This window comes from Endozoicomonas sp. SCSIO W0465, from assembly GCF_023716865.1.
GTDB lineage: Bacteria > Pseudomonadota > Gammaproteobacteria > Pseudomonadales > Endozoicomonadaceae > Endozoicomonas.
The window spans coordinates 4,738,807-4,763,873 of the sequence record NZ_CP092417.1 but is presented as its reverse complement, the minus strand read 5'-3'; the positions used below and the strand labels follow the sequence as shown (position 1 = coordinate 4,763,873).

The window sequence follows — 25,067 nt, the reverse complement described above, 5'->3', positions numbered from 1 at the left end:
GGTTCACAGTATCAGTCTTCCCAAGTGACCTGATTTCAAATAGCTCCAGACGTATTCATCGGGATTCAGCTCTGGTGAATAAGCGGGCAAGATATGGATGCCCAATAAACGAGGTTCCTGCTGCAGAAATTTTAGAACCTTTTTCGCCTTATGGGCAGAGTGCCCGTCAGCCACAACCAATACCGGCCGGTCATGAGTGCGCACCAGCTGTTTCAGGAAACGAATAAACTGATCAGCATTGAAGCGACCATTGATGGTCATGTAGCGCATGGTGCCTTCGCCACTGACAGCAGAAATCAGATTGATACCGAACCGCGCCCCTGTTGCTTCTACGACAGGTGTTCGGCCTTTCTTTCCCCAGGTTGTGCCGCTGTGGTAGTCAGAACGTGCGCTGCTCTCATCAGCAAAGTAGATAAGCGCATTATTTTCTTCTGCAATTTTACGAAGCTCAGGGTAACGAGTTGTCAGCCAGTCATGGACTTTTTTTTACACTGTTGCCATGCCTTGCGTACCGGACGCTGAGGAGAAAAGCCCATTCTCTTAAGCATCTTGCCAACAGCAGCCGGATGCATGGTGATACCAAACTCACTTTTGATGATGGCGGCAACAATGTCACGAGTCCACATTGCCTTGTAGAATCCGAAGTCGGTAGGATTTTTGATCAGAAGTATCTCAGCAAGCTCTGCCCTTTGCAGATCCGACAGTTTGGGAGGTCTGCCCCCAAATGGTCTGGTCTTTAATGCCTCAAACCCACCTTCTTTATAACGGTTGATCCAGTCATATACGCAGGTGTGATCTGTACTGTATATCTCTGAAATTTCTTTGACATCAGCACCATCCAACCACTTTTGAATAGCCTCTATGCGAATAGACTCGCGAACAGTGTGGCTTAGCTTGCGTCCATCAACTCTACTCATAAACTGCCGCCCCCCTGAAAGAGGCGACAGTCTACTCAACTTTGTTGTGGGAGGCTTTGGCACATATCAATATGCACTGAACCAATGGCCGAAACTCGTCGTTTACTGTGAGAGTGGCCACCTGGACATCAGTAATGCCGCAGCGGAAAACAGCATCCGCCCCTTCGCTATTGGCCGCAAGAACTGGATGTTTGCCGATACCCCAAAAGGAGCCCGGGCCAGCGCCCTGTTCTACAGCCTGATTGAAAGCGCCAAGGCCAATAACCTGGAGCCTTTTGATTACCTGAACCGTATTTTAAAAGAGCTTCCTTATGCGGACACCGTTGAGAAACTGGAGCAGCTTCTGCCCTGGGCCGTGAAGGAGGCTCAAGAATAAGCCGATTCACTGGGGTTGGCTATGACGTTGGTTAAATTGGCGCTTACGGAACAAAAGAGTTGCTTGAACTGTTTGAACCACCCAACAAAGACCCCATTGTCGTAAACTAGCAGAAGTGGAGTTACAAGGGAAAGGTGCTGAAGCGATATGAAACCATGTATGGATGTGTGCCTATGGAACGTTCTGTTTATCAGGGGGTCAGAGGTGGTGTTACGCTGGCGCCTCTTGATCTTCGCACCGGTATTGTCGGCTCAGCTACCCCCAAGTTTGCCAAAACACTCGCTTGGAAATACGGGGCTTTTACAGGTTGGCTGATCATTTCAGAGCCTCCTGTCTAATTTTCAAATATAGGTAGTTCCCATCCAAAAACTATAGCCCTTGGGCCACGTAGCCTACAGAGATTTGACGTGCTCTGAATTTACAGGAAAATCACATCAACTCCGCTGTAGCCCCCGAAAACTGGTTGAAAAAGGCGTCAAAACAAAACTTGATTTTTTCCCTCTAAGCCTTGGCACGCATAGGCTGCAGAGTTTTTGGACGAGAACTAGGTAATCAAGGTCATTGTAACCGCATGCTTTATAGATGATCCGTTTGATAACCCCATTGAAGGCTTCGATTTTCGCGCTGGTTATACGATGCTGGCAGTATGACAGTAACCCTTCTCTAGCTCTGTCTAACCCCTTGGCGAACTTCTTTAACTCGGATATCCCTGTTTCTTTGGCAAGTGCTATCCAGTTGTCCAGGCACTTTCTGGCACAGGCTTTATATTTGTACGTCCATAGCTGTTTTAGCATATCTTTCAGGATATATGCCTGATTGAGATCCTCATTCATGGCTAACAACTCCTTCAGATTACTTTGCCCTTTTGGTGTTAAATTCTCAGGATTTCTGAACAGGTTAAAGCGTTGCCCTTTGATAAACGGCTTGTCCTCTTCTTCTGCCTGTCGCCACTCCCTGCGCCTGATTTGGTCAATCACATCGTTGTAATTGGCAATAATATGAAACTTGTCGTATACAATATCGGCGTTTGGCAGATGCTCTCTCACTGAAGCCTGATAGCTTCCACCACGGTCAATACCAACGCATTCAATGCTTGCTTTTTGTTCTTCTGTCAGACTGGAAAGGAACCGATCCAGAACTTCTTTCTTTTTTCCTTCACCAAGGAACAGCGTTTCACCGGTATCAGCATTTAGAGCAACGGTTAAAAAATGATGCCCCTTACCAATGGATTTTTCATCGATAAGAAGAGCGCGAATACCATCCCGCTTGGGTGCAGGCAGCATCTTCATGAGCATCTCTTTATCCCAGCGACGAGCGGTGCCGCCAGAGATAGCAATGAATTCAGGAACCTTGTCACATGGCATATGGCATATAGCGGCATAGATGGCTGACATGCCTTTTAAGTCGCTCTGTTGCTTGAGCTTTAGGTGCAAGCCCCGGAGGCGTGACTGTTTCTATATTACCGCAACGAGAGCAACGCCCTTGAAATGCAGTGAAGAGAAGATTTACCTGAAGAGTCCCCAGTGGCAGATCCTGAACGCTTCGATCGTTTGTCTTCATCTGCCCCATAGGTGTTTCGCACTTACTACATCTGACGTGTTGTATACGGCCATCCCGACGGAGATGGACAAAGGCATGTTTGATATTCCAGTCAATATCAATTCACTCGATTACCCAGCCAGGAAATGCGAACATAGGACGAAGTGATGGGGTTGCAGACATGTCTGATCCTTCAGAAGTTTTGATCCTTACAAATCAATCTTCCTCTGAAGGCTATTTCTGTTGCAACCCCTCACTTTTCATCCGCCAACCTGTAAAAGCCCCGGAAATACAGTCAGATGCCCGCTCCTGCTGTTAAAGAAGACTCTGCAACCAACCATCAAAGAACTCTGTCTAACTCGTATATCAAGCATCAAGCATTTATCCGACAGGGTAGGTGCATTAATTGAAGACCAGAAAGACATCGAATATGACTTGCCGCTCCTGCCAGAACCCGTCGAAACCATTGCCATAGGTCTGGATGGCACCTGCATGTTGCTCTGTGAACACGGCTGGAGAGAAGCGATGTGTGGAACCCTGAGTCTTTACTCGGCCAATGGTGATCGATTGCACACTATTTATACCGCCAGCTCACCTGAATATGATATGGCAAGCAAAGCTTTATGGGCAAACTGGACGAAGAGATTGCAAAACTAAAACGCCTTTATCCACAAGCGACTTATGTGGGGGTCGCTGATGGGGCTAAAGAAAACTGGCGCTATCTGATGAAGCATACCTCTGCTCAGATACTCGATTTTTATCATGCCTCGGAATACTTGGCCGGGGCAGCAGAAGCATTATTTCCGGACAGTAAAGCCAGGAGAAGGTCTGGTTAGAAGATAGGCTCCATAACTTGAAACACACATGCGGTGCGGCCAGGAAAATACTGAAGGAAATTGAATCAGCGGAACTCCCGAAAAAGACGACGGCACTGATAGAAAAGCGTTACAAGGCAGTGACCTACTTTACCAACAATCATCACTTAATGAAGTACCAAGAGGCTCTGGAGCACAACTGGCCGATCGGTTCCGGAGTCACAGAAGCAGCATGTAAGACCATGTAAGACATTGGTCAAACAACGGCTATGCAGTTCAGGAATGAGGTGGAAATTAGCCGGGGCAGAAGTACTGCTGGAAACAAGGTCTCTTATTCATAGCCTTAAGTCCCGCTTAATGATTTGAAAATGAAAGGCTGTGTCGGCTGGAAGGAGCGCCCTCTGTGCTGTTCAGGTAAAATATCTGTGCAAACAACGAAGCACCTGCGAGGTGCAACACAGGGACGCAGTACGATGATAATTCCCAAGCCTGAAAAAATCGAGATCGAATTCACTGACGCTAAACTAACCGGTATGGCTGGGGCTCTTTTTATCGCCCGCCTTGCCCGTCGTTTCAAATTACCTGAGCAGTTATCAACCCATATCCAGCTCAAAAAACGTAACCGAGGTTGTGATGATAAAGACAGCCTGCTGGGACTGATTTACAACTTTTGTGCGGGTAACGGACACCTTTCTGATATGGATATTCTGCAAAAAGACAGGCCAACCGTCAGTCTGCTTGGCCTCGAAGATGTCAGAGGCTCAAGGCGAATGGGAGAGTATCTTTCCCGGTTCAAGGCCTGACTCTTGATCACATCTCTCCAGCGCTGAACTGCCGGGCTATCTGCCAGGTTTTTACCCGATCCTGCAATTTCGCCCAGCCTTCCCATACCACTAACCAGCCGGGCTGCCCTGTATGCTTTGAATCACCCCAACCACCAAGCCGAGCAATCGTTTGAAGCAGCCAAGTGACTGTTGGCGGCTTATCGGGCAACGCTTTTTTTTCATAGGTTAGCCAGAGAACCTGCCATTCATCATCACTGACCACCTCATTCGCGAGTGTTTTTTCACTCCAAAGCTTTCTGTCTTTGTGCTGCCTGTCATTCGGTAACATTAATGCTTCACGGATTTGCATTAGTCTGACAGCGACAAACATTAATATGACCGCAAGTCGTTCAATGTTATCCGGAGATTGCAGACGAAGCCTTTCTACTCCTGCTCCCGATTTCCAAGCCTTATGGAACTCTTCTATTCGCCATCGGAGCTCGTAAAATCGAATGATAGAGCGACAGTCTTCGAATGTTTCAATATCTTCAGTTGTCAATAGTACCCAGTGCAAACGGTCTTCGGAGTCATTGCCAATCTCTTCAGCCGACACAATATTCATAGTTACCGGTTCCGGCCTGCCGCCTGGCCTTTGCGGCGCCTGTATTGTCATCTTCTTTCTTTTGACCTGCAGCGTTGCCTTTCGCTTCTTTCTACCTCCTTTTTGAGGAACCACTATCGTATATTTCCCCAACACTTCAGCCTGAGCTAAGGAATCAAATAATAAGAGTTCGCCATCCACCAGGATTCTGTTTTGTGTAGCTCTTACAACAAACCGCTGTCGGTTATCCAGTTTGTAGTGCATATATTCGTATATATCCGCCTCCCGGTCGCAAACACTGATGATGTCAGGCATTTTACCCCCCATCCTTTGTTCTGTGTTTTCAGAGGCTCTTTGCCACTTAAAGCTTTCCTTTCCCTCGTAAGGTAGCTGACGACGTTGGTTCTTTTTCCCCCGCTGAACGTCCTCTCTAACCCATCGTTCTTGATCAATAAGCCCAATGCTTCGCTCTGTATCCGCATCAACCAAGAAGACAGAGTGGACGTGGAATCCTCTGGTTTTAGAGCCTTCAGGACCTCCAAGATCACCAAGCTCGGATCTGACAGCATGTTTATAACCCAGGGTTGTTGTATCTTCGAGAGCCAGAAGTAGGCGAGACTGTCTCGCTATTTTGGCAGTTGCCTGAAAGCCTGCCTCAGCTATTGCTTCAGGCTTTACGGCCTCATTCTCAATCAGCCGGTAAGCTCCAGTTACCAGTGCGGTATAACCTTCGCATGAAGATGACAAAGAATTACCGGTATGAGCTGAAAGCTCGGCAGCAACTTTGACAAGTCGTTTTGTACGTCGAGTATCGCCCAAATCAGCACATCCAAAAGTTAGTTCTGACCATGGTTTAGGAGAAAGTGGAAGCATGACCTGTTTTATCAGTGAGAAATGATAGAACAAGGTAGCTATTTGTGATCAAGAGACAGGTTCAAGGCCGATTCTGTGAAGGCGTTGTACGGCGTTATTCGTGATCTCTGCCGACAGGTAGCCCCCGATGTTATTGAACACGTCGTTAAGGAGAAAAGTTACCTTCCGATCTTTCTTGATGGAACGGAGATTGAGGTGGATGGCCATCTGTTTCAGGAAGCTAAAGTCGGCTACAGCGGCAGTCGGCAGTACTGGCTCCACAGTATTTTTATCGGGCACCTGTGGGCCAGTGCCCGCCTCAACCCAGGGGCTTCTGACGTTTGTTATGGCTGGCAAGAGCAGCTTGAGAATGATGTCGTGCCTTTGGTGAGTGACGACATCCCCGTTTGGGCCAGAATGGACAATGCCTACTACAGAAAACAGGTTGTGGAATGGTTTGAAGCCCGTCCGTGGGACTTCTCTATCAGCGTCACCAATGACAACTACTGCCGTCCAGTACTCGATTGTATTGAGGGTTTACCCAAAAGTGCCTGGACGCCTATCCGCAGTGACAACACAGAAGAGGCGATCCTGTCTTATCACCAGCCTGCCGGGTGGAACCGTCAGCAGACGTATGTCGTGACCCGCCGCTGGCATGACGGAAAACAGTGGCTGGCAGTGCCCCGCTACTCAGTGATACTGGTCAGCCGCTCTGATCTGCCGTTGGCAGAACTGGTGCGTCGCCACCGGGAGAAGCAGGGGCAGGAGAATGCCCAGAAAGGTCCACTGATTGATCTGGATTTGCACCATCCACCCTGTCGCTCATTTCACGCCAATCAGGCTTGTAGTGGTCAAGTAAAAATGGACACCTGATTAAGCCGCTTTCCTGAGTTCTTGTTGTTCAAAGTCCACAGGGCTCATGTAACCAAGATAAGAGTGAAGTCTGCGGTTGTTGTAGAACAAAATATAATCAACAACTGTCGCCTCAACATCTGCCCTTGTTTCGAAAATATAATGGTCAGTCCTTTCTCGTTTCATACTGCCAAAAAATCGCTCCGTTACCGCATTATCCCAGCAATTTCCCTTACGACTCATACTGCATATCATGCCGTATTCCCTGAGCTGAGCCTGATAGTCCAGCGAGGCGTACTGGCTTCCCTGATCTGAGTGGTGAAGCACTCCCGAACCAGGCTTACGACTCCACCACGCCATTCTCAAGGCTTCCAGCGGCAGCTCTGTGGTCATACGCTTGTCCATTGACCAGCCTACTATCTTCCGGGAATAGAGATCCATAACCACTGCCAGATACAGCCAGCCTTCGCGAGTCCATAGATAAGTGATATCAGTCGTATAGACCCTGTTTGCCTCTGTGACAGCAAACTCCCTGTTCAGAAGATTTTCTGCTACCGGAAGCTTATGCTTGCTATTCGTCGTCACCTTGAATTTTTTTGCATACTTCACAACCAGTCCCAAGCGCTTCATCAGTGTTGCTGCTTGATAGCGGCCAATATTGTAACCCTTGCCTTGCAGGGCTTTTGCCATTCTCCGGCTGCCATATGAGCGATCGGAGTCGATAAAAATTTGTTGTGCATCAGACTCCAGGCGGAACTGCTTGGCCAGAGAGTCCTTCTGATGTTCCTGTTGATTCTGCCAGCGATAAAAGCCACTGCGCCCAACCTGCATTACTTTACAGAGCACCTGCACCGGATAGGCCTCCTTCTCCTGTTGTATAAATGCAAATCTTACAACAGGTCTTTCGCGAAGAAGGCCGTCGCCTTTTTTAATATTTCCTGTTCCATTTTCAACTGGCGGTTTTCAGCTTCCAGCTCTTTTATTCGCTGCTGATCAGGCGTCAAAGCTTGCTGCCCTTTGCCTGGAAAAGACATTTCCTTTTTTTCATCCTGTTCCCGTATCCAGCGTCTCAGGTTGCCATCATTGATACCAAGACTTCTGGCAACCTCTGTTACAGCCTGCTTCTGCTCCACTACCATGGCAATGGCTTTACGCTTGAATTCCGGAGAATAATTTTTACGCTGCTTTGTCACTTTCTACCTCGTCACTAACTGCACTATTGTGCTTAACGAGGTGTCCTAAGTCATTAAACCACTTCACAGCTTTTCGGTTGGGGAGGCGTTTTATTGGATCAGCTGAAGGAGGTTGAGGGTTCGGTGCGCCTGGTGTCAGCTAAATCGTTATGTTTTTTGACATAAAGCCATGGCGGGACGCAATATCAATGCAGAAAAATACGCTGCTACGATTTGGCAGGCCATGTTTGTTCAAAAAAACATCAGCCGTTCGAGTTGTAGCAGCGTTTATGAAACATTCGGGTTAGTTGACCGAAAAAAATTAATTTCTTTCAGAAATATAAACATTTCGTAACTATTCAGCACTGAGCAAAGGCATATTACAGTAATTCCGAACAGCTCTATGAAGTGATTGATATATGTCCATTCCCTGTTTTCTGGCAGACGACAAATAGCTGCGAATCCGTGCAAACATAGAACCACCGTCTGCACTCCTGAAGCAGCCTGAGATTTTCTGCTTTAACTTGGCCATTCGAACATCCCGCTCACTGCCATTGTTATCGAAGGGAATGGTAAAATCTGACATGAAGCGCAGTGTCTCAGCCTTGAACTCAGTGAGTCGTTTGAAGAGATTGTAAGCTTTAGTATTCTTGACTTTCTTGCGCTTAAGCTCCTCTCGTTGCTTCTCCATATAGACGACTTCTTTCATTAGAGCCCGCTGAAGCAACCGGTCATAAATCTTCTCGATTCGTTCACAGACAACACTTGGCATCTGTAGCATACCTATGGTCTTAAAGCCCTTGCAGTAATGCCAGGAAAGCCTCAGTAGCTTCATCAATCGCAACGCCAGTTGATTGCTGTCCCTATCAACAACACCCAAAAGCTCCCTCAGGTGATGGGCATTGCAAAGTACGTGAGTTGCCGCATATGCAAAATAGGATTTCCAATGATCATGAACCAGAACGCCTGCAAATGTTAGCAGTATGCCCATCGTGTCCATGGCCTCACGACCTCGCTTTTCAGACAAGTAGTAGAGCGTCCATTGTTCATCCCGCATAACGTGTAGCCAGTGCAAAGAGCCCTCGGCCCGCATACCCGTTTCATCGGCTCCGGCAACAGACGATTCCCGCAAGGCGTCACGAATAACCTCTTCAGTAGAAGCCAGATTTTCATAGGTTCTGGCCACAAAATTGGCGACAGTGCCTGCACTTACACTCATTTTATAGAGAGTATTAAAATACTCTGACACGCGCTTAAAAGGCAGGAAATGGTATTGGTTAAGATAGACGGCCATAGCCTGTGTGGCTGAGCCATATTGTGCGGCAGCGGTAACACCTTCCGGGAATTCAGCCTGATTCCGACAACCACAAGTGCAGATTTTTACTTCAGCTCTATGGGCCGTTACTTCAAATTCACCCGGTCTCCCTGGTTCAAACACCTGTCGTTCAATATATTTGACCGGCTCACTATCAAGAAGAGACGCCTGACATTTATTGCATTCTTTAACCGGAAGGTACTCAATATAGTCAGGGATATCGACCTGTTTAAGACAAGTGCCCTGATGCCCTTTCTTTCCACCGGCTTTATTACCAGAAGACTGTCTCAGACTTTTAGGATTGGGTTTTTCATCCGATGGATCGGTACCTTTATCTGCGGAAAGGTCGTCAGAATGATCTGGAGAATTACTGTTTTTACAAGGTTTTTGATAACCATCAGACGATGGCGGCTTGCTGCTGTTTTGACTGTTCTTGCCAACCTTTTCTTCCAATTCTCGACATCGCTCTTCCAGACAGGCAACTCTCATCCGCAGCTCTGCATTCTCTTTCAAGAGAATCTCAGCCGACATAGTTGCGGGTAGTTCTGGAATCATGCTGGCGAATATTGTGGAAAAATGGTGCTTAAGAGGATGGTATAAAAATCAGAAAATTCGTAATTTCTCAAAAAGTGCTGGAAGCAGGATAATTTCGGTCAGTCGTCTATCCTCTCACCATGGCTTTTCTAGAACACCAGCAGTTACAACCTGAAGATCTACTGAGATTCATCACTCAGCAGCAAGAGCAGATCATTCAGCTCAAAGAGCAGATAGAATTGCTTGAAGCAGAGATTCGTCGTCTAAAAAAACTGCCCGCAAAGCCTGACATCAAACCAAACACCAAACCTCCCGATGATGACACCGGCAGCCCTGATGGAGATCCATCCGCTCCTGAGGGTAACGATGGAGCCAGCCCAGACACCTCGTCAAAGCAGAAGGTTAAGAAGCCCAACGAGAAAACCAGAAAGCAGCGTAAACAGCCCCGAAAGCCATCGGCGGAAAAATCCATACCCATTGCTGCCACTGATGTTCCGGAGGGATCAATCAGGAATGGAACCACCCCTTTTCATGTTCAGGAACTGACAATACAAACATCCAGTATTGAATATCTTTTAGAGCAATGGGTGACACCCGATGGACAAACCATTACGGCCAAACCGCCAGCCAGCCTTCATGGACATCATTACGGGCCAATGCTGCAGGCCTACGTTCTGCACCAGTATCATGGTTGCTCCGTTACCCAGCCAGAACTGCTGGACTGGCTATGGGACATTGGAATCTCTATTTCCAGCGGGGAACTCAGCCAGCTTCTGACGAAAGGACACGAGCAGTTCCATGCTGAGAAAGATGAGCTGTTGACTACAGGTATTCGCTGTTCAAGTTATATCCAGACAGACGACACGGGAACAAGGCATAAGGGGAAGAACGGTTACTGCACCATCATCAATAACGAGTCCTTTGCCTGGTTCGAGAGCACAGACAGCAAAAGCCGGGAAAATTTCGTAAGCCTACTGCACCGCCCATGGTCAACTTACACGTTCACCGACGATGCCTTGATCTATCTGGAAAAACTGGATTACCCCAAAAAGTGGCTACGCGTTCTTAATCCATACAGAGGCGTCACCTTCCTGAGCCATGAAGCCTGGGAAGAATGTATGAAAGACCTGAGACTAACTGGTAGACGGCGCCAGCAGGCCAGTGAAGCCATGATTTATGGCAGCCTGATACAGCATGGAGCAGGACATCTTACCACCTTCAGTGATGGGGCAAGGCAGTTCGACGTTTTCAAACACAGCCAGTGCTGGATACATGCAGAGCGAGGGCTGGCAAAAGTTCATCCGGTCAATGATCAGCAGGCCATGGCTCAGAAATGGCTTCGGACATGGTTCTGGGCCATTTACGATGACCTTAAAGACTTCAAGACAGAGCCAACTGAAAAAAAGGCAATAAAAGTACGACAGGGGTTCCAGGCGCTGATCCAAACCCAAACGTGCAGTGGGCTTCTTCAGGATGCTCTGTCAGGGTTGGCTGTAATCAAGGAAGAGCTATTACTGGTTCTGGATGACCCGAGCTTACCGCTGCACAACAACCTGAGCGAGAGTCAGATACGAGAATATGTTAAACGACGAAAGATCAGTAGTGGGACGCGAAGCGATTTGGGGCGGCAATGTCGCGACACCTTTGCCAGCCTGAAAAAAACGTGTCGCCTGTATGGTCTCTCTTTTTGGGATTATCTGAAAAGCCGACTAATGGGCGATGGGTTATTTCCGAGATTGAGTAACCTGATTGAGGAGGCTTCACGTCATCTTCCGTGTGGTGCTGCCAGCAGTTTTTGAGAAATTACGAAAATTCCAGATTTATGTGGGGGTGCTGAACAGTTACAACATTTCTTATCTCAATCTCCCGGTTTTTTACTAGCCACCTTAAGTCCCGCTTAATGATTTGAAAATGAAAGGCTGTGTCGGCTGGAAGGAGCGCCCTCTGTGCTATTCAGGTAAAATACCTGTGCAAATAACGAAGCACCTGCGAGGTGCAACACAGGGACGCAGTACGATGATAATTCCCAAGCCTGAAAAAATCGAGATCGAATTCACTGACGCTAAACTAACCGGTATGGCTGGGGCTCTTTTTATCGCCCGCCTTGCCCGTCGTTTCAAATTGCCTGAGCAGTTATCAACCCATATCCAGCTCAAAAAACGTAACCGAGGTTGTGATGATAAAGACAGCATGCTGGGACTGATTTACAACTTCTGTGCGGGTAACGGACACCTTTCTGATATGGATATTCTGCAAAAAGACAGGCCAACCGTCAGTCTGCTTGGTCTCGAAGATGTCAGAGGCTCAAGGCGAATGGGAGAGTATCTTTCCCGGTTCAAGGCCGATTCTGTGAAGGCGTTGTACGGCGTTATTCGTGATCTCTGCCGACAGGTAGCCCCCGATGTTATTGAACACGTCGTTAAGGAGAAAAGTTACCTTCCGATCTTTCTTGATGGAACGGAGATTGAGGTGGATGGCCATCTGTTTCAGGAAGCTAAAGTCGGCTACAGCGGCAGTCGGCAGTACTGGCTCCACAGTATTTTTATCGGGCACCTGTGGGCCAGTGCCCGCCTCAACCCGGGGGCTTCTGACGTTTGTTATGGCTGGCAAGAGCAGCTTGAGAATGATGTCGTGCCTTTGGTGAGTGACGACATCCCCGTTTGGGCCAGAATGGACAATGCCTACTACAGAAAACAGATTGTGTGAATGGTTTGAAGCCCGTCCGTGGGACTTCTCTATCAGCGTCACCAATGACAACTACTGCCGTCCAGTACTCGATTGTATTGAGGGTTTACCCAAAAGTGCCTGGACGCCTATCCGCAGTGACAACACAGAAGAGGCGATCCTGTCTTATCACCAGCCTGCCGGGTGGAACCGTCAGCAGACGTATGTCGTGACCCGCCGCTGGCATGACGGAAAACAGTGGCTGGCAGTGCCCCGCTACTCAGTGATACTGGTCAGCCGCTCTGATCTGCCGTTGGCAGAACTGGTGCGTCGCCACCGGGAGAAGCAGGGGCAGGAGAATGCCCAGAAAGGTCCACTGATTGATCTGGATTTGCACCATCCACCCTGTCGCTCATTTCACGCCAATCAGGCTTTTTACGCCTGTGGTCAAATGGCACAGATTTTACTGAGAGCTTTGCAGTACAAGGCTTTGCCAGAGAAAGAGAGAAGACATGGTATTCGCCCGCTGATCAGGAAAGTGATCCGGTCAGTGGGCCGGTTAACCTATAGCGGTAAAAAGTGGACATTGTGGTTCGTCAAAACGGCTGCAGATCTTGGATGGCTGTTGGAGATCAGCAACAGGCTGGACATGAAGCCTCCGCCGATTTGCAGCTGATCAGTCCAAGATTGCCGACTTGACGAATAACACAGAGTGCTGTGGAGCCCTGCTTTACCTAAAGGGTGATAATTGAACGCAAAACACACAGGTTGCACCATGAATACGAGCTGATTTGGATAGCATTTTATCGACCCTGTATGAAAACTGTACAAATTTGCTTCTGGTACAGAGTATCTGATCAGCTATCCATTCTTAAGCGGGAATTAAGGGCAGGAATGGATGTGGTAACAGGCAAGATTATTCCTCTGGTAAGAGATACGCGGACGGAACAGGATTTTGCAGACTGGCTTGATAGCATGCTGATGAGTGATCCTGCTGCAGCAGGTTGGCATTTTGTCATGGATCGTCTGAATACCCATATGTCAGAGGCTGCGGTCAAGGCTGTCGCCAGGATTGAAGGTACAGCGGAAAAAGAGCTGGGAGTGAAAGGCAAATCCGGCATTCTCAAGAGCATGAAAACACGGGCTGCTTACCTGAGTGATGTGTCACACAAGATTGTGTTCCACTATACCCCGAAGCACGCATCATGGCTGAACCAGATAGAGATCTGGTTTTCGATTCTGGTAAGGCGCTTTCTGAAACGAAACAGTTTTACATCGACTGAAGACCTGAAGGCATATTCTGGCCCATCGTGAACACCGATTCTGGCCAACCGTGAACACTCATTCTGGCCGAGCGTGAACACCCATTCTGGTTTTACCGTGAACACTTTTTGGAATTTTCCAGAATCACTGTTCACACCCTCCAGAATCGGTGTTCACAGTGCCAGAATGAATTGTAAAACCATACGAAAAACCTCTCTTAGGCATTGATTTTACTCACATTGTGCCGCTTGCACTAATCCATGAAAAAAAGGATTCAGCGGCATGAAAAAGAAAAAGGGGTTATCAATGCGTAAATTACGGGAGATCTTTCGACTCCGGTTTGAGTGCCAGCTCAGCACCCGGCAAATATCCAGAAGCACTCGCGTCAGTGTCGGGGCGGTTAACAAATACCTTAACCGGTTTGAGGCTGTCGGCTTGTCCTGGCCACTGCCTGAGAGCATGGACGACACGGCTCTGATCAACAAACTGGCTCCAGCACCGGTTGCCAGCCCTGAGCAGAATATGGTCGACCCCGACTGGCAAGAGGTTCATAAGGAGCTGAAGTCTAAGGGGATGACCAAGCAGCTGGTTTGGGAGGAGTACTGTGAGGCCTACCCACACAATGCCTACAGTTACTCTCAGTTCTGTCACCGTTACCGGCAGTGGAATAACAAACAAAAGCGTTCCATGCGCCAGCATCACCGGGCCGGTGAGAAGCTGTTTGTTGATTACGCTGGCCTGACCGTGCCTGTGGTGAACAAGACAACCGGAGAAACCGCGCCCGCACAGATCTTCGTTGCCGTCCTGGGTGCCTCCAATTACACCTTTGCCGAGGCTTCCTGGACCCAGGGCTCTGCCGACTTTATCAGCTCCCAGGTGCGTGCCTTCAAGTTCTTTGGCGGCGTCCCTGAAATGCTGGTGCCGGATAACCTGCGCAGTGCTGTGACCAAAGCCTGCCGATACGACCCGGACATCAACCAAAGCTACCTGCACATGGCTGAACACTTTGGTTGCTCGATTATGCCGGCAAGGCCTTATAAACCCAAGGATAAGGCCAAGGTAGAAGTCGGCGTCCAACTGGTGGAGCGCTGGATCCTGATGCGCCTGCGTCACCACAGGTTCTTCTCCCTGTCAGAGCTGAACTGGGAAATAGGACGGTTGCTGGAAGACTTGAATAACCGCCCATTCCGGCAGCAAAAAGGCTGTCGGCGCAGTCTGTTTGATGAGCTGGACAGACCGGCCCTGATGTCATTACCCAGACAGGCCTTTGAGCACCTGGAGTTCAAGGTGGCCAGGGTCAGCATTGATTACCATATCCGGTTCAGCGACCACTTCTACTCCGTACCAAACCAGCTGGTAAAAGAAGAGGTGGAAATCAGGGCCAGTCACCACACGGTCCAGATACTCTACAAAGGCAAACCGGTCACCAGCCACGTACGGCAGTATAACAGCGGTGGCTTTACCACCCGGCCTGAACACATGCCAACCCGTCACCAGAAACAGCAACAGTGGACACCCGGTCGGCTTAAGAACTGGGCACAGAAAATCGGGCCTGATGTGCTCGGATTTACCCAGCAACTGTTGGATAGCAAGCAACACCCGGAACAGGCTTACCGGGCCTGTCTCGGGCTTCTGAACATGGAGCGGGAATACGGTACCCAGCGTCTGAATGCTGCCTGCCATCGGGCCATTGCCTGTGGCGGACGACGGGTTGCCAATGTGCGTTCAATCCTGCAGTCCGGACTGGACAAGGTTCCGTTAACACCGGCGAAAGAACAGGAAACCCGTGTCACCGTCAGCCACGAGAACATTCGTGGCGCTGACTTCTTTCAATGAGGGTTAAGGGCATGATCAATCAAACCATGACCCGTTTACGTGCCCTCAGACTCAGCGGTATGGCCGATGCCCTGCAGCTTCAGCAGGAGCAGCCAGGCACCTATGAGGGGCTCAGCTTCGAAGAACGACTTGCCCTGCTGGTTGACCAGGAAGATGCCGACCGCAACAACAAGCGGTTGGCAAGGTTGCTCAGGGCTGCACGCTTTAAGTTAGCGGCCACCCTGGAAGACATTGACTACGAGCAGCCACGGGGCATCAGCAAATCGAAAATAGCGACACTGGTCACCTGTGACTGGCTGCGCCGCAAACAGAACCTGCTGCTGACCGGCCCCTGTGGTACGGGTAAAAGCTGGTTGAGCTGTGCCTTCGGGCACGGTGCCTGTCTGCGTGGTTACAGCGTTCGCTACTTCCGCACCTCCCGGTTGCTGGAAGCCATGACCTTAGCACACGGCGATGGCAGTTATACGAAACAGCTCAGGCAACTGGCCAGGGTTGACCTGCTGATACTTGATGACTGGGGCCTTGAGCCCCTGAGTCAGAGCCAGCGCAACGACCTGCTGGAAATCATGGATGACCGGCACAACCAGAGTTCAACCATCGTCACCAGCCAGCTGCCGGTGTCGAAATGGCACAGCAGCATAGGCGATGCCACCCTGGCCGATGCGATTCTGGATCGGTTGACCCACAACGCCCACCGGATAGAACTCAAGGGAGAATCCATGAGAAAAACGAAAGCAAAACTGGCGGACCGTGAACACTAAAGCTAGAAATTAAAGGAGGCGATGCTTAAGGGAGTGAAGGTGTTCACGATACACCAGAATGAGCGTTCATGTTCGCCAGAATACGCAACGCCATAAGACTGTTTGCCAAAACCAAAGAACGCTGGTTCCGACAGCATCTGACTTTGCCCGGTGGAATTCCTGTCGCTATCACATTTAATCGAGTCTTTGCCGCGATCGATCCTGATGAGTTTCGCCAGATCTTTATCCAATGGATCCGGGATGTGCTTTCAGGTTTGCAACTTTCTGATAGCAGAATCGTGGCAATCGATGGAAAAACCATCAAAGGTTCTGCCTGGAACAAAGGTAAAGATGCCATTCACATGGTTAATGCCTGGTGCACCGAGGCCGGGCTGTCCCTTGGTCAATATAAGGTAGATGCCAAGTCTAATGAAATTACTGCTATTCCTGAACTGCTCAAACTGCTTGAGTTGGCAGGTAGCCTGGTCACCATCGATGCAATGGGCTGCCAGAAGAAAATCGCCACAGCCATCCTGAAAAAAGAAGCGGACTATCTGCTTGCTGTGAAGGGTAACCAGAAAAAACTTTATGATGAACTTACTCGCGCTTTTGAACAGCTGTGGCAAGAAAATCCGGAAGATGGTCCATGCCCTGAGTTTGCTGAGCAGGAAGGTAAATCTCATGGTCGTCGTGAACATCGTAGATGCTGGGTAATCAACGATATCGCGGAAGGTTCCAACGCGTCAGGCTGGCAGGCCAAAACGATAGCAGCCGTCCAGTTAGACAGCCAGAAAAAAGGCAAGGCTCTTTTCGTATTGCAGACTGCTGATTTCATAAATCAGGCTGGAATCCTCCTGTGGCAGGGCTTGGCAATATTTAGCCAGCAGTTTCCTGAAGGCATTGTATATCAAGGCCTTTGGCCAATTTTCATTGCAGAGCAGTCTGTAACCCGAAAAGAGCCAAAGGCAAAGGGAGCACATTAATCCGTTACTTTATATCGAGCCGCAAGTTGTCAGCAGGAGAGGTACTTGAGGCGACAAGGAAACACTGGTTGATTGAAAACCAGCTACATTGGGTTCTAGACGTTGCTTTTGATGAAGATCGTTGCAGATCACGAGAAGGTTATGCAGCAGAAAATCTTGCAGTTGCACGACAGATAACACTCAATCTTCTAAAGCTGGATACATCCGAAAAAGCAGGCATCAAAAACAAACGTCACAAATGTGGTTGGGACGAAGAGTATATGATGAACGTGCTTGGGCTGATCAATATATGATCATGTTTTTGCCGTGCTTTATATACCAAGATCTGTAGCCGGTTTTCATAGCCGAGCAGTCTGCAACCCGAAAAGAGCCTTGCAGAAAATAACTCCATAACCCACTGTATTAAATAGAAAATTTTTTGTTTCCCAACAAATTAGACAATAATTAAAATCCTGCCCCCATTTGTTTCCCAACTTATTTGGTCATTTGAAAATAAAACATATGTTTTAAATTCTTATTTATCAAATAGTTATACACCTATTCGTTTCCCAACTTAATTGGCTATCTGACACAATTGACGGATACCCTGTTAAGGTGGCAAATATTTCCGAAACAGGGTCCACACTGCCTGGCAAGCATGCTTGACAGGCGATTTCCAACATGCCAAAGGTTGAGGTGCCTTCCCAACCACGCTGAAACCCCGATATACCAGCCACTCCGACATCCATTACTGTATAGCGGAAGAAGAACTCTCACCTTTTCAGACAGGTTAACGTTAAATTAACCTGTTATTTCAACCCAGCCTCCCTTCAGAACAACCGGGTTATGAAGGGAAAGCACTGATGATTTAAATGTCTTCCACTGCTTCCCACAACTTGCGCAGACGTTTATCCGATACCGGAAAACGAGTTCCCAATTGCTGGGCAAACAATGAAACCCGATACTCTTCAACCATCCAATAGAACTGCTGAAGATTGGGATCAACTACCTTGTGTTGACGATGAGTCTCCCGACGCTTTTCATATTTCTGCTGCAGCAAGGTCAACTCCTCCGTCCAGGCACGATCACGGTTTACCTGGGTCGGCAATTTCTCCAGCCTGACCTCAATTGCCCTGAAGTATCGGGGATAATGGCTTAACCACTCCATACCCGCTGAAGTCATAAATCCGGGCTGTAACAGTCTTTGCACATGCTGTTTGATATCAGCCAGCGCCAGTGCCCGATCAAAACTGATCTTACCTTTCAGCTGTCGGCTAACCCCCTGAGCAATACGAAAGATCTCATTAAGAATGGGGTCAATCTTCTCCGCAAAAGGCACAATGTCTCCTTTATACTTCTCTAGCAGCATGAGGAATGACTCCCGGTTTCCGGGCAACTCGTTATGATCATTCAGATAGACGCCGCTAATAATCAAACCCTGCAAATCATCCTCCAGTTGACTCTGGTTCACCAGATTGGTAGCCAATAATTTGGTTTCTTTCAATCTGACCATTTTGCTCAAAGCAAACTTAAGCTGGGTGGATAACCTGATCCTGAGCAGTCGGGTCAACCCTTTGCGGTTTTCAACGTCAGCCATCGCCGGACTTTCAAACAGTTGAACGGCCACTGAATCGCGCTGATCAACCAGCGCCGGGTAGGACTTTAATATCAGTCCTCCGGCTTTGCGGGTTATCTCATGAGGCAGCTCTCCACAGGTCCAGTCCAGCAAACCTTCCTGTTCCAGATGGCTTTTTGCCAGCTTGCGAATCGTATCCTGAACATGTTCAGAGAATTGTTGCCTGAGCTGATTCACGTCACGTCCCTGCCCAATCACCTCACCATCCTCATTCACCACCCGGATATTCATCAGCAAATGCGCATCCAGGCTTTCTGTATTCCAATGCTCTTCGAGGATACGCACACCCGACATACGGGTAAGCTGACGTCCAAGCATCTCTGTCAGCGGCTCATCACAGGCGGAAAGGGAATCCAGGGCGCCGTTGACAAAATCAGGTACGGGGACAAAGTTCTTGCGCACCGGTTTCGGCATGGATCGAACCAGTGCTACGCACTTGTCGAACAGCATACCGGGCACCAGCCATTCAAGACGATGCCTGGGCAGCAACCTTAATGCCTCGACAGGCACGGTCAGGGTTACACCATCATCAGGCTCACCCGGATTAAAGTGATAACTGAGGGGTAGCTCCAAACCGTCCCAGCGAAAGCGATCCGGGTATCGGTTGACCGTTACGTGTTCTGCATCGTGCTGCATCAGATAATCTTTGCTGAGGTGGAGCAAATCAGGCTGCTGTCGCTCGGCCACCTTACGCCACTTCTCAAAGCCAGCGCCATTGCAGATATCCGCAGGAATCAACGCATCATAAAAGTGATAGAGCGTTTCACTGTCCACAAGAATATCCCGGCGGCGGGACTTTGCCTCCAGTTCATCCACCTCTTCAATCAATGCCAGATTATGCTTCTGAAACGCGCCTTTGGAATCAAAGTGCCCTTCCACCAGGGCTTCGCGGATAAAGATCTCCCGGGCAACGACCGGATCTATCAGGCCATAATTGATCCGACGACGACCGACTACAATCAATCCATACAGAGTAACCTGCTCAAACGCTACCACCTGGGCACGCTTTTTCTCCCAATGCGGCTCAAAATAATTCCGCTTAACCAGGTGAGTGGCCAGCGGCTCAATCCATTGAGGCTCCAACCGGCCATTGGTTCGGGCAAACAGCCTGGAGGTTTCCACCAGCTCTGCAGCCATGACCCATTTTGGTTTTCGCTTATACAGTGTCGAAGCCGGAAACAGATAAAAGCGCCGGTTCCTGGCACCCATATAATCCGCTTCATCATCTTTGCTGCCCAGCTGCGACAAAAGGCCGGATAGCAGTGACTTATGAACATCGCCATAGCTGGCAGGGCTGTCATTCAACCGGAATTGCAGGTCTTTACAGGCCAGTGTCAGCTGTCGGTGGAGGTCACGCCACTCCCGCATACGCATAAAAGACAGGAACTGCTTATTGCAGTATTTCCGCAGCTGATTCTGTGACAGTGCCTGCCGCTGCTCTTCATAGGCTTCCCATAGATTCACATAGGTCATGAAGTCCGAGTCATCGTGATAAAACTCCCGATGCCTCTGATCTGCAGCCTGTTGTTTATCCTGCGGGCGCTCCCTCGGGTCCTGCACCGCCAGGGCACTGACAATAATCAATACTTCATGCAGGGCATGATTGTTATGTGCTTCAATCAGCATGCGCCCAAGGCGTGGATCGACAGGCAGCTGCCCCAGTTGACGACCAACCGGGGTAATGCGCCGGTCCTTGCCCACTGCCACCAGCTCCTGAAGCAATTTAAAGCCATCATTAATGGCCTTGCTATCTGGTGGATCGACAAACGGAAACGCGGCAATGTCGCCCAGCCCCATGCGCAACATCTGCAAGATAACCGCAGCAAGGTTGGTTCTGAGAATCTCCGGGTCGGTAAACTCTGGCCGGGAAAGAAAATCCTCCTCAGAGTAGAGGCGAATACAGATACCTTCTGCAACACGACCACAGCGACCTTTACGCTGATTGGCCGATGCCTGCGACACGGCTTCGACCGGCAGCCGCTGGACTTTTGACCGGACACTGTATCGGCTGATACGCGCAGTACCCGGATCAATCACATAGCGAATACCCGGAACAGTTAACGAGGTTTCTGCGACATTGGTCGACAGAATCACACGACGACCGGAATGTTCCTGAAAAATGCGGTTTTGCTCTGCGGCAGAAAGACGGGCATACAGCGGCAGAATATCAGTATGCGGCAGTTTTGCATCCCGAAGGAACTGGTGGGTTTCCCGAATATCCCGTTCGCCACTGAGAAAAACCAGTACATCACCCAGTCGTTTACCCTTGCCTGCCCGCTCAAGGCCGTCAATCTCTTCCAGTGACGCAAGAATCCCCTGCTGTAATCGCTGATCCGCATCACGCCCTTCCAGCTCAAGATCCTCAAGGGGACGATAGACAGTCTCTACCGGATAGGTTCTGCCAGAGACTTCGATCACGGGCGCATGATCAAAGTGCCTGGAAAACCGTTCGACATCAATGGTGGCAGAAGTGATGATCACCTTTAGATCTGGTCGTTTAGGCAGAATCAGCTTTATATAGCCCAGCAGAAAATCAATATTCAGGCTGCGCTCATGGGCTTCATCAATGATCAGGGTGTCATAACGATTGAGAAAACGGTCATTCTGAATCTCAGCCAGCAGAATACCGTCCGTCATCAACTTGATCAGCGTGTTTTCTGTGGAGTGATCGGTGAAACGTACCTGATAACCAACCTGCTCCCCAAGCGCTCCCCCTAGCTCTTCAGCAATGCGATTGGCCACGGCACGGGCTGCCAGTCGGCGAGGCTGAGTATGAGCAATCATGCCAAAAATGCCGCGACCCGCTTCAAGACAGATTTTAGGCAACTGGGTTGTCTTACCTGATCCGGTTTCACCGGCGATCACCACCACCTGATGATCACGGATAGCGTTGGCGATATCCGCTTTCCGGTCAATAACCGGTAGCGCCTGCTGATAACGGATCTCCGGAACAGAGGCTTGTCTCTGCTCTACCAGCGACAGTGATGACGCTATTTTTTTCTGGACTCGGTCCAGACCTGCCTTATCATCCCGTTTAAGCCGACACAGTTGCCCCCGTAAGCGGTAACGGTCACGTATCATGCATTGATTAATGGACTGGCGCAGTTGCTTATCGGAAAAGCCGGACACCCAGGTACTCCCGTTTATATGGAATCAGAAATGATTATATCAGGGCCTGTTGGTGTTTCGTTACCGGCCCTGAGTTAGAAAAGCGGCCTGAGAACAGGTGGTTCCACATCCTGCAGGTCCGGTATGCGTTTCCACGCAGGCCCCGCAGGGCCTGAAAGCATGGGAACGAGGATATGCACTGGGGGTAAGCACTTTTCTGGGCTAGTCGCTGCTGCGGGCAGCCAGCTCTTCATCACGCAAATGGCGGCGGAGAATCTTACCGACATTGGTTGTGGGCAGCTCCTCTCTGAACTCAACCAGCTTGGGCACTTTATAGCCGGTCAGGTTCTGCCGGTAAAAGTGAATCACTTCTTCTTTGGTCAGCCCCGGATTACTGGACACCACAAACACCTTGATCGCCTCTCCGGAGCGTTTATCGGGAACACCGATCGCGGCACATTGAGTAACATCCGGATGGGCACAGAGCACTTCTTCCAGTTCATTGGGGTAAACATTGAAACCGGAAATACAGATCATATCCTTTTTGCGATCGACAATGGTGACATAACCTTCCTCGTCTATTCGGGCAATATCACCGGTTCGCAGCCAGCCATCCAGCATGGCTTCTTCCGTAGCCTGCTCACTCTGCCAGTAGCCCTTCATCACTTGAGGGCCTTTGATGCAGAGTTCACCCACCTCACCAATGGGCAGGTCTTTATCGTCATTATCAACCACTTTCAGTTCACAGGATGGCACTGGCAGACCAATGGTACCCAGTTTGATCTTACCCAGTGGGTTAATGGTTACCACCGGCGACGTTTCCGTCATACCATAACCCTCACAGATACGACTGCCGGTCAGGTTCTCCCATCGCTCCGCTGTATCCAGTTGCAGCGCCATTCCCCCGGAAATGGTGTTCTTCAGATAGGAGAAATCAAGACGGCGGAAGGCTTCCTGATTCATCAGGCCAACAAACAGGGTATTCAAGCCAATAAACATGCTGAAGGGTTTACCGGTCAGGTCCTTGATAAAGGTTTTCATATCCCGTGGATTGGTAATGAGCATGTTGTGCTCACCCAACAGGATAGCCACCATGCAATGCACGGTAAAAGCAAAGATATGATAAAGCGGCAATGGTGCAATAATCAGCTCTTCACCTTCCCGCAGGTTACCACCGACCAGGGCCTTAACCTGGAACATATTACTGAGAATGTTCCGATGCGTCAGCATGGCACCTTTAGCAACACCCGTTGTGCCGCCGGTATATTGCAGGATGGCGACATCGTCATTTTCCCTGCGGACATCCGTGCAATGGTGCAGGGCACCTCGACTGAGAACCGTGGTAAACGATACTGCTGACGGTAACGAATACTCAGGCACCATTTTTCTGGCGTGTTTAACGACGAAATTTACCAGAGTGCGCTTGAATGTCGGCAGCATATCACCGACCTGAGTGACCACAACATGCCTGATCGCTGTTCTGGGAATCACCTTCTCGGCCATATGGGCCATGTTGGCCAGCACCACCAGCGCCCTGGCTCCGGAGTCACGAAATTGATGCTCCATTTCACGCTCGGTGTAGAGCGGATTAGTGTTCACCACAATCAGTCCGGCACGCAGTGCACCAAACACCGCCACAGGAAACTGCATGACGTTCGGCAGCATAATGGCTATCCGGTCCCCGGGGCGCAAGTCGGTGTAAGTCTGCAGGTAACTGCAGAAGTGGCCACTGAGCTCATAAAGACGGGAGTAACTCAGCTCATGCCCCATGTTGCTGAATGCTGGTTTGCTGGCAAACTTGCGGGTACTGTATTCCAGTACATCAATGATTGAGCGATACTGCCCAACATCAATCGTTACAGGAATGCCTTCCGGGTACTTGTCTTTCCAGAAACCGGTGGTCATGGGGTAAGCCTCCCGCATCCATGTTGAAGCTGTAAAGAATAAAAACTGGCTCGCAAACTGTTTAACCTGTCGTGCAAACTGTCGCATTGGAAAATTTTCCGAGACTATCAGTTTTCTGCTGTTCCTGATAGACGACTTACGGTAAATACTTCTGACCTTGTTTTCAACGAAGATATGATTCTGTGATTAGCAATGGTAAACCCTTAACAACACAATAAATTGCATCGAATACTCTATTTAGGACGTTTATGACATACCCTGAGTCTACGCCATCACTGGTAACGATCACCACCCCGGCAGGTAACCACCGTATTCCGGTTTACCAATGGCTGGCTGAAAACAATCAAAAAGCAGTGGTACATATCAGTCATGGTATGGCTGAGCACGGTGCCCGTTATCAGGAGCTGGCGGAACAACTAGCCATGAGGGGATTTCATGTCTATGCCCATGATCACCGGGGGCATGGTGCGACCATCAAAAAAGATAAAACTGCTAAACAGGGACATTTTGGTGATCATGATGGGTGGAATCATGTGGTTCAGGACCTGAAGCTTGTTGTTGACCATATTATTGCTCAGCACGCTTCTTTACCCTGCTTTCTTCTGGGTCACAGCATGGGCAGCTATATACTCCAAAGTTATCTGGGAAGATATAACCCGCCGATATCCGGTGCCATTCTCTCAGGGTCTAACTATGTGACAAAACCATTGCTGATGCTGGCCAGGCTGGTCTGCAAAATCGAAATCCTTCGCCAGGGAGTAATGGGGCACAGTCCCGTCATCCATCAACTGACGTTTGCCGGATACAACAACCGCTTTAAACCCAATACCACGGAGTTTGACTGGCTAAGTCGCAATCCCGAATCAGTTGAACGATATATCAGAGACCCGCTATGCGGTTTTCGCTGCAGCAACCAGCTCTGGTACGATCTGTTTGGGGGCTTGCAGGAAATAAGCACTAAAAACACGTTAAAGAAGATTAATAATCAACTGCCAATACTGATCATAGGAGGAGACCAGGACCCCGTCAGCGCACCGGATGGCTTGAAAGACCTGCAACAGGCTTTTATCAGCTCTGGCCACGGCAATACCACATTGACGCTGTACCCGGAGGCAAGACACGAATTATTTCATGAAACCAACCATCAGGAAGTTATTACTCAACTGTGCAACTGGCTTGACAAGCATCGTTAAAAAAGCTGCCCTGTTTGTTAACA

22 protein-coding genes and 2 pseudogenes are annotated in these 25,067 nt (G+C 49.3%); 15 read left to right on the top strand and 9 right to left on the bottom strand.

The features are described from left to right. Positions 1–3 precede the first annotated feature (3 nt). Positions 4–438: an IS630 family transposase gene (locus tag MJO57_RS21360; protein ID WP_256493363.1), complete on the bottom strand. Its 435-nt coding sequence runs from the start codon at positions 436–438 to the stop codon at positions 4–6. A gap of 26 nt (positions 439–464) precedes the next feature. Continuing rightward, positions 465–917, bottom strand: a complete 453-nt coding sequence (locus MJO57_RS21355) for a winged helix-turn-helix domain-containing protein (RefSeq protein ID WP_256491809.1) — start codon at positions 915–917, stop codon at positions 465–467. A 67-nt stretch (positions 918–984) separates the two neighbouring features. On the opposite strand from MJO57_RS21355, the pseudogene MJO57_RS21350 reads away from it, so the two are divergent. After that, positions 985–1,293: pseudogene (locus MJO57_RS21350) on the top strand (transposase); the annotation flags it as partial. A gap of 173 nt (positions 1,294–1,466) precedes the next feature. Next, positions 1,467–1,631, top strand: coding sequence for a hypothetical protein (locus tag MJO57_RS21345; RefSeq protein ID WP_252018575.1), 165 nt, complete (start codon positions 1,467–1,469; stop codon positions 1,629–1,631). Positions 1,632–1,727: 96 nt separating this feature from the next. On the opposite strand, the gene MJO57_RS21340 is transcribed toward MJO57_RS21345, so the two are convergent. Both MJO57_RS21340 and MJO57_RS21335 read right to left on the bottom strand, forming a co-directional pair. Beyond that, positions 1,728–2,687, bottom strand: coding sequence for an ISL3 family transposase (locus MJO57_RS21340; protein WP_252018574.1), 960 nt, complete (start codon positions 2,685–2,687; stop codon positions 1,728–1,730). A 547-nt stretch (positions 2,688–3,234) separates the two neighbouring features. Further along, the gene (locus tag MJO57_RS21335) at positions 3,235–3,405 is read right to left on the bottom strand and encodes a hypothetical protein (protein ID WP_252018572.1); all 171 of its coding nucleotides are present in this window, start codon (positions 3,403–3,405) and stop codon (positions 3,235–3,237) included. A 50-nt stretch (positions 3,406–3,455) separates the two neighbouring features. Here MJO57_RS21335 and MJO57_RS21330 point away from each other — a divergent pair, with 50 nt between their 5' ends. Both MJO57_RS21330 and MJO57_RS21325 read left to right on the top strand, forming a co-directional pair. Further along, positions 3,456–3,668 carry a hypothetical protein gene (locus MJO57_RS21330; protein WP_252018570.1) on the top strand — a complete coding sequence of 71 codons (213 nt, stop codon included), beginning with the start codon at positions 3,456–3,458 and terminating at the stop codon, positions 3,666–3,668. Positions 3,669–4,120: 452 nt separating this feature from the next. Beyond that, a complete protein-coding gene (locus MJO57_RS21325) occupies positions 4,121–4,450 on the top strand; it encodes a hypothetical protein (protein ID WP_252018568.1) in 330 nt (109 codons plus the stop codon). Between the two features lie 7 nt (positions 4,451–4,457). Here the strand turns inward: MJO57_RS21325 and MJO57_RS21320 are convergent, their stop codons facing one another. Continuing rightward, complete coding sequence (locus tag MJO57_RS21320) at positions 4,458–5,885, bottom strand: IS4 family transposase (protein WP_252018566.1); 1,428 nt, start codon at positions 5,883–5,885, stop codon at positions 4,458–4,460. Between the two features lie 75 nt (positions 5,886–5,960). Between MJO57_RS21320 and MJO57_RS21315 the strand changes: the two genes are divergently transcribed. After that, positions 5,961–6,737, top strand: coding sequence for a hypothetical protein (locus tag MJO57_RS21315; protein WP_252018565.1), 777 nt, complete (start codon positions 5,961–5,963; stop codon positions 6,735–6,737). Here the strand turns inward: MJO57_RS21315 and MJO57_RS21310 are convergent. Together MJO57_RS21310 and MJO57_RS21305 are read right to left on the bottom strand one after the other, a co-directional pair. Beyond that, positions 6,738–7,855 (bottom strand): IS3 family transposase gene (locus MJO57_RS21310; RefSeq protein WP_252027047.1). Its coding sequence is split into 2 segments (ribosomal slippage): positions 6,738–7,624 and positions 7,624–7,855, totalling 1,119 coding nucleotides; the frame shifts between segments, so codons are not numbered across the junction. It abuts the gene before it with no gap. A gap of 388 nt (positions 7,856–8,243) precedes the next feature. Continuing rightward, positions 8,244–9,758, bottom strand: a complete 1,515-nt coding sequence (locus MJO57_RS21305) for an IS66 family transposase (RefSeq protein ID WP_252017330.1) — start codon at positions 9,756–9,758, stop codon at positions 8,244–8,246. On the opposite strand from MJO57_RS21305, the gene MJO57_RS21300 reads away from it, so the two are divergent. From MJO57_RS21300 to MJO57_RS21260, 9 genes and pseudogenes are all read left to right on the top strand, one after another. Next, positions 9,757–9,912 (top strand): hypothetical protein, encoded by a 156-nt coding sequence (locus MJO57_RS21300; RefSeq protein WP_252018563.1) that lies wholly within the window; start codon positions 9,757–9,759, stop codon positions 9,910–9,912. The two genes, MJO57_RS21305 and MJO57_RS21300, sit on opposite strands and share 2 nt — an antisense overlap. Beyond that, a complete protein-coding gene (locus tag MJO57_RS21295) occupies positions 9,878–11,536 on the top strand; it encodes a transposase (RefSeq protein ID WP_252017470.1) in 1,659 nt (552 codons plus the stop codon). Before MJO57_RS21300 ends, MJO57_RS21295 begins: the two co-directional genes overlap by 35 nt. 217 nt (positions 11,537–11,753) lie before the next feature. Further along, complete coding sequence (locus MJO57_RS21290) at positions 11,754–12,443, top strand: transposase (protein WP_252018561.1); 690 nt, start codon at positions 11,754–11,756, stop codon at positions 12,441–12,443. Further along, positions 12,415–13,077 carry a hypothetical protein gene (locus MJO57_RS21285; protein ID WP_252018559.1) on the top strand — a complete coding sequence of 221 codons (663 nt, stop codon included), beginning with the start codon at positions 12,415–12,417 and terminating at the stop codon, positions 13,075–13,077. Before MJO57_RS21290 ends, MJO57_RS21285 begins: the two co-directional genes overlap by 29 nt. A gap of 224 nt (positions 13,078–13,301) precedes the next feature. Beyond that, positions 13,302–13,715 (top strand): transposase, encoded by a 414-nt coding sequence (locus tag MJO57_RS21280; protein ID WP_371924659.1) that lies wholly within the window; start codon positions 13,302–13,304, stop codon positions 13,713–13,715. Between the two features lie 255 nt (positions 13,716–13,970). Continuing rightward, positions 13,971–15,500, top strand: a complete 1,530-nt coding sequence (gene istA / locus MJO57_RS21275; RefSeq protein WP_252018557.1) for an IS21 family transposase — start codon at positions 13,971–13,973, stop codon at positions 15,498–15,500. Positions 15,501–15,511: 11 nt separating this feature from the next. Continuing rightward, complete coding sequence (gene istB / locus MJO57_RS21270) at positions 15,512–16,261, top strand: IS21-like element helper ATPase IstB (RefSeq protein WP_252018556.1); 750 nt, start codon at positions 15,512–15,514, stop codon at positions 16,259–16,261. A gap of 68 nt (positions 16,262–16,329) precedes the next feature. After that, positions 16,330–17,223 (top strand): ISAs1 family transposase, encoded by an 894-nt coding sequence (locus MJO57_RS21265; RefSeq protein WP_252018555.1) that lies wholly within the window; start codon positions 16,330–16,332, stop codon positions 17,221–17,223. After that, positions 17,217–17,516: pseudogene (locus tag MJO57_RS21260) on the top strand (ISAs1 family transposase); the annotation flags it as partial. The gene MJO57_RS21265 and the pseudogene MJO57_RS21260, both read left to right, overlap by 7 nt. 554 nt (positions 17,517–18,070) lie before the next feature. On the opposite strand, the gene hrpA reads toward MJO57_RS21260, so the two are convergent. Continuing rightward, positions 18,071–21,967, bottom strand: a complete 3,897-nt coding sequence (hrpA, locus tag MJO57_RS21255) for an ATP-dependent RNA helicase HrpA (RefSeq protein ID WP_252018553.1) — start codon at positions 21,965–21,967, stop codon at positions 18,071–18,073. Positions 21,968–22,168: 201 nt separating this feature from the next. Next, positions 22,169–23,851: an AMP-binding protein gene (locus MJO57_RS21250; RefSeq protein ID WP_252018552.1), complete on the bottom strand. Its 1,683-nt coding sequence runs from the start codon at positions 23,849–23,851 to the stop codon at positions 22,169–22,171. A gap of 248 nt (positions 23,852–24,099) precedes the next feature. Here MJO57_RS21250 and MJO57_RS21245 point away from each other — a divergent pair, with 248 nt between their 5' ends. Then, complete coding sequence (locus tag MJO57_RS21245) at positions 24,100–25,044, top strand: alpha/beta hydrolase (protein ID WP_252018551.1); 945 nt, start codon at positions 24,100–24,102, stop codon at positions 25,042–25,044. The last annotated feature ends 23 nt before the right edge of the window (positions 25,045–25,067 follow it).

Bases quoted from the DNA above. Each gene is read 5' to 3' on its own strand.
- MJO57_RS21355 (WP_256491809.1), bottom strand. From the start codon at position 917: ATGAGTAGAGTTGATGGACGCAAGCTAAGCCACACTGTTCGCGAGTCT.
- MJO57_RS21345 (WP_252018575.1), top strand. From the start codon at position 1,467: ATGGAACGTTCTGTTTATCAGGGGGTCAGAGGTGGTGTTACGCTGGCG.
- MJO57_RS21340 (WP_252018574.1), bottom strand. From the start codon at position 2,687: ATGTCAGCCATCTATGCCGCTATATGCCATATGCCATGTGACAAGGTT.
- MJO57_RS21330 (WP_252018570.1), top strand. From the start codon at position 3,456: ATGGGCAAACTGGACGAAGAGATTGCAAAACTAAAACGCCTTTATCCA.
- MJO57_RS21325 (WP_252018568.1), top strand. From the start codon at position 4,121: ATGATAATTCCCAAGCCTGAAAAAATCGAGATCGAATTCACTGACGCT.
- MJO57_RS21320 (WP_252018566.1), bottom strand. From the start codon at position 5,885: ATGCTTCCACTTTCTCCTAAACCATGGTCAGAACTAACTTTTGGATGT.
- MJO57_RS21300 (WP_252018563.1), top strand. From the start codon at position 9,757: ATGCTGGCGAATATTGTGGAAAAATGGTGCTTAAGAGGATGGTATAAA.
- MJO57_RS21305 (WP_252017330.1), bottom strand. From the start codon at position 9,758: ATGATTCCAGAACTACCCGCAACTATGTCGGCTGAGATTCTCTTGAAA.
- MJO57_RS21295 (WP_252017470.1), top strand. From the start codon at position 9,878: ATGGCTTTTCTAGAACACCAGCAGTTACAACCTGAAGATCTACTGAGA.
- MJO57_RS21290 (WP_252018561.1), top strand. From the start codon at position 11,754: ATGATAATTCCCAAGCCTGAAAAAATCGAGATCGAATTCACTGACGCT.
- MJO57_RS21285 (WP_252018559.1), top strand. From the start codon at position 12,415: ATGCCTACTACAGAAAACAGATTGTGTGAATGGTTTGAAGCCCGTCCG.
- istA (WP_252018557.1), top strand. From the start codon at position 13,971: ATGCGTAAATTACGGGAGATCTTTCGACTCCGGTTTGAGTGCCAGCTC.
- istB (WP_252018556.1), top strand. From the start codon at position 15,512: ATGATCAATCAAACCATGACCCGTTTACGTGCCCTCAGACTCAGCGGT.
- MJO57_RS21265 (WP_252018555.1), top strand. From the start codon at position 16,330: ATGTTCGCCAGAATACGCAACGCCATAAGACTGTTTGCCAAAACCAAA.
- MJO57_RS21250 (WP_252018552.1), bottom strand. From the start codon at position 23,851: ATGACCACCGGTTTCTGGAAAGACAAGTACCCGGAAGGCATTCCTGTA.
- MJO57_RS21245 (WP_252018551.1), top strand. From the start codon at position 24,100: ATGACATACCCTGAGTCTACGCCATCACTGGTAACGATCACCACCCCG.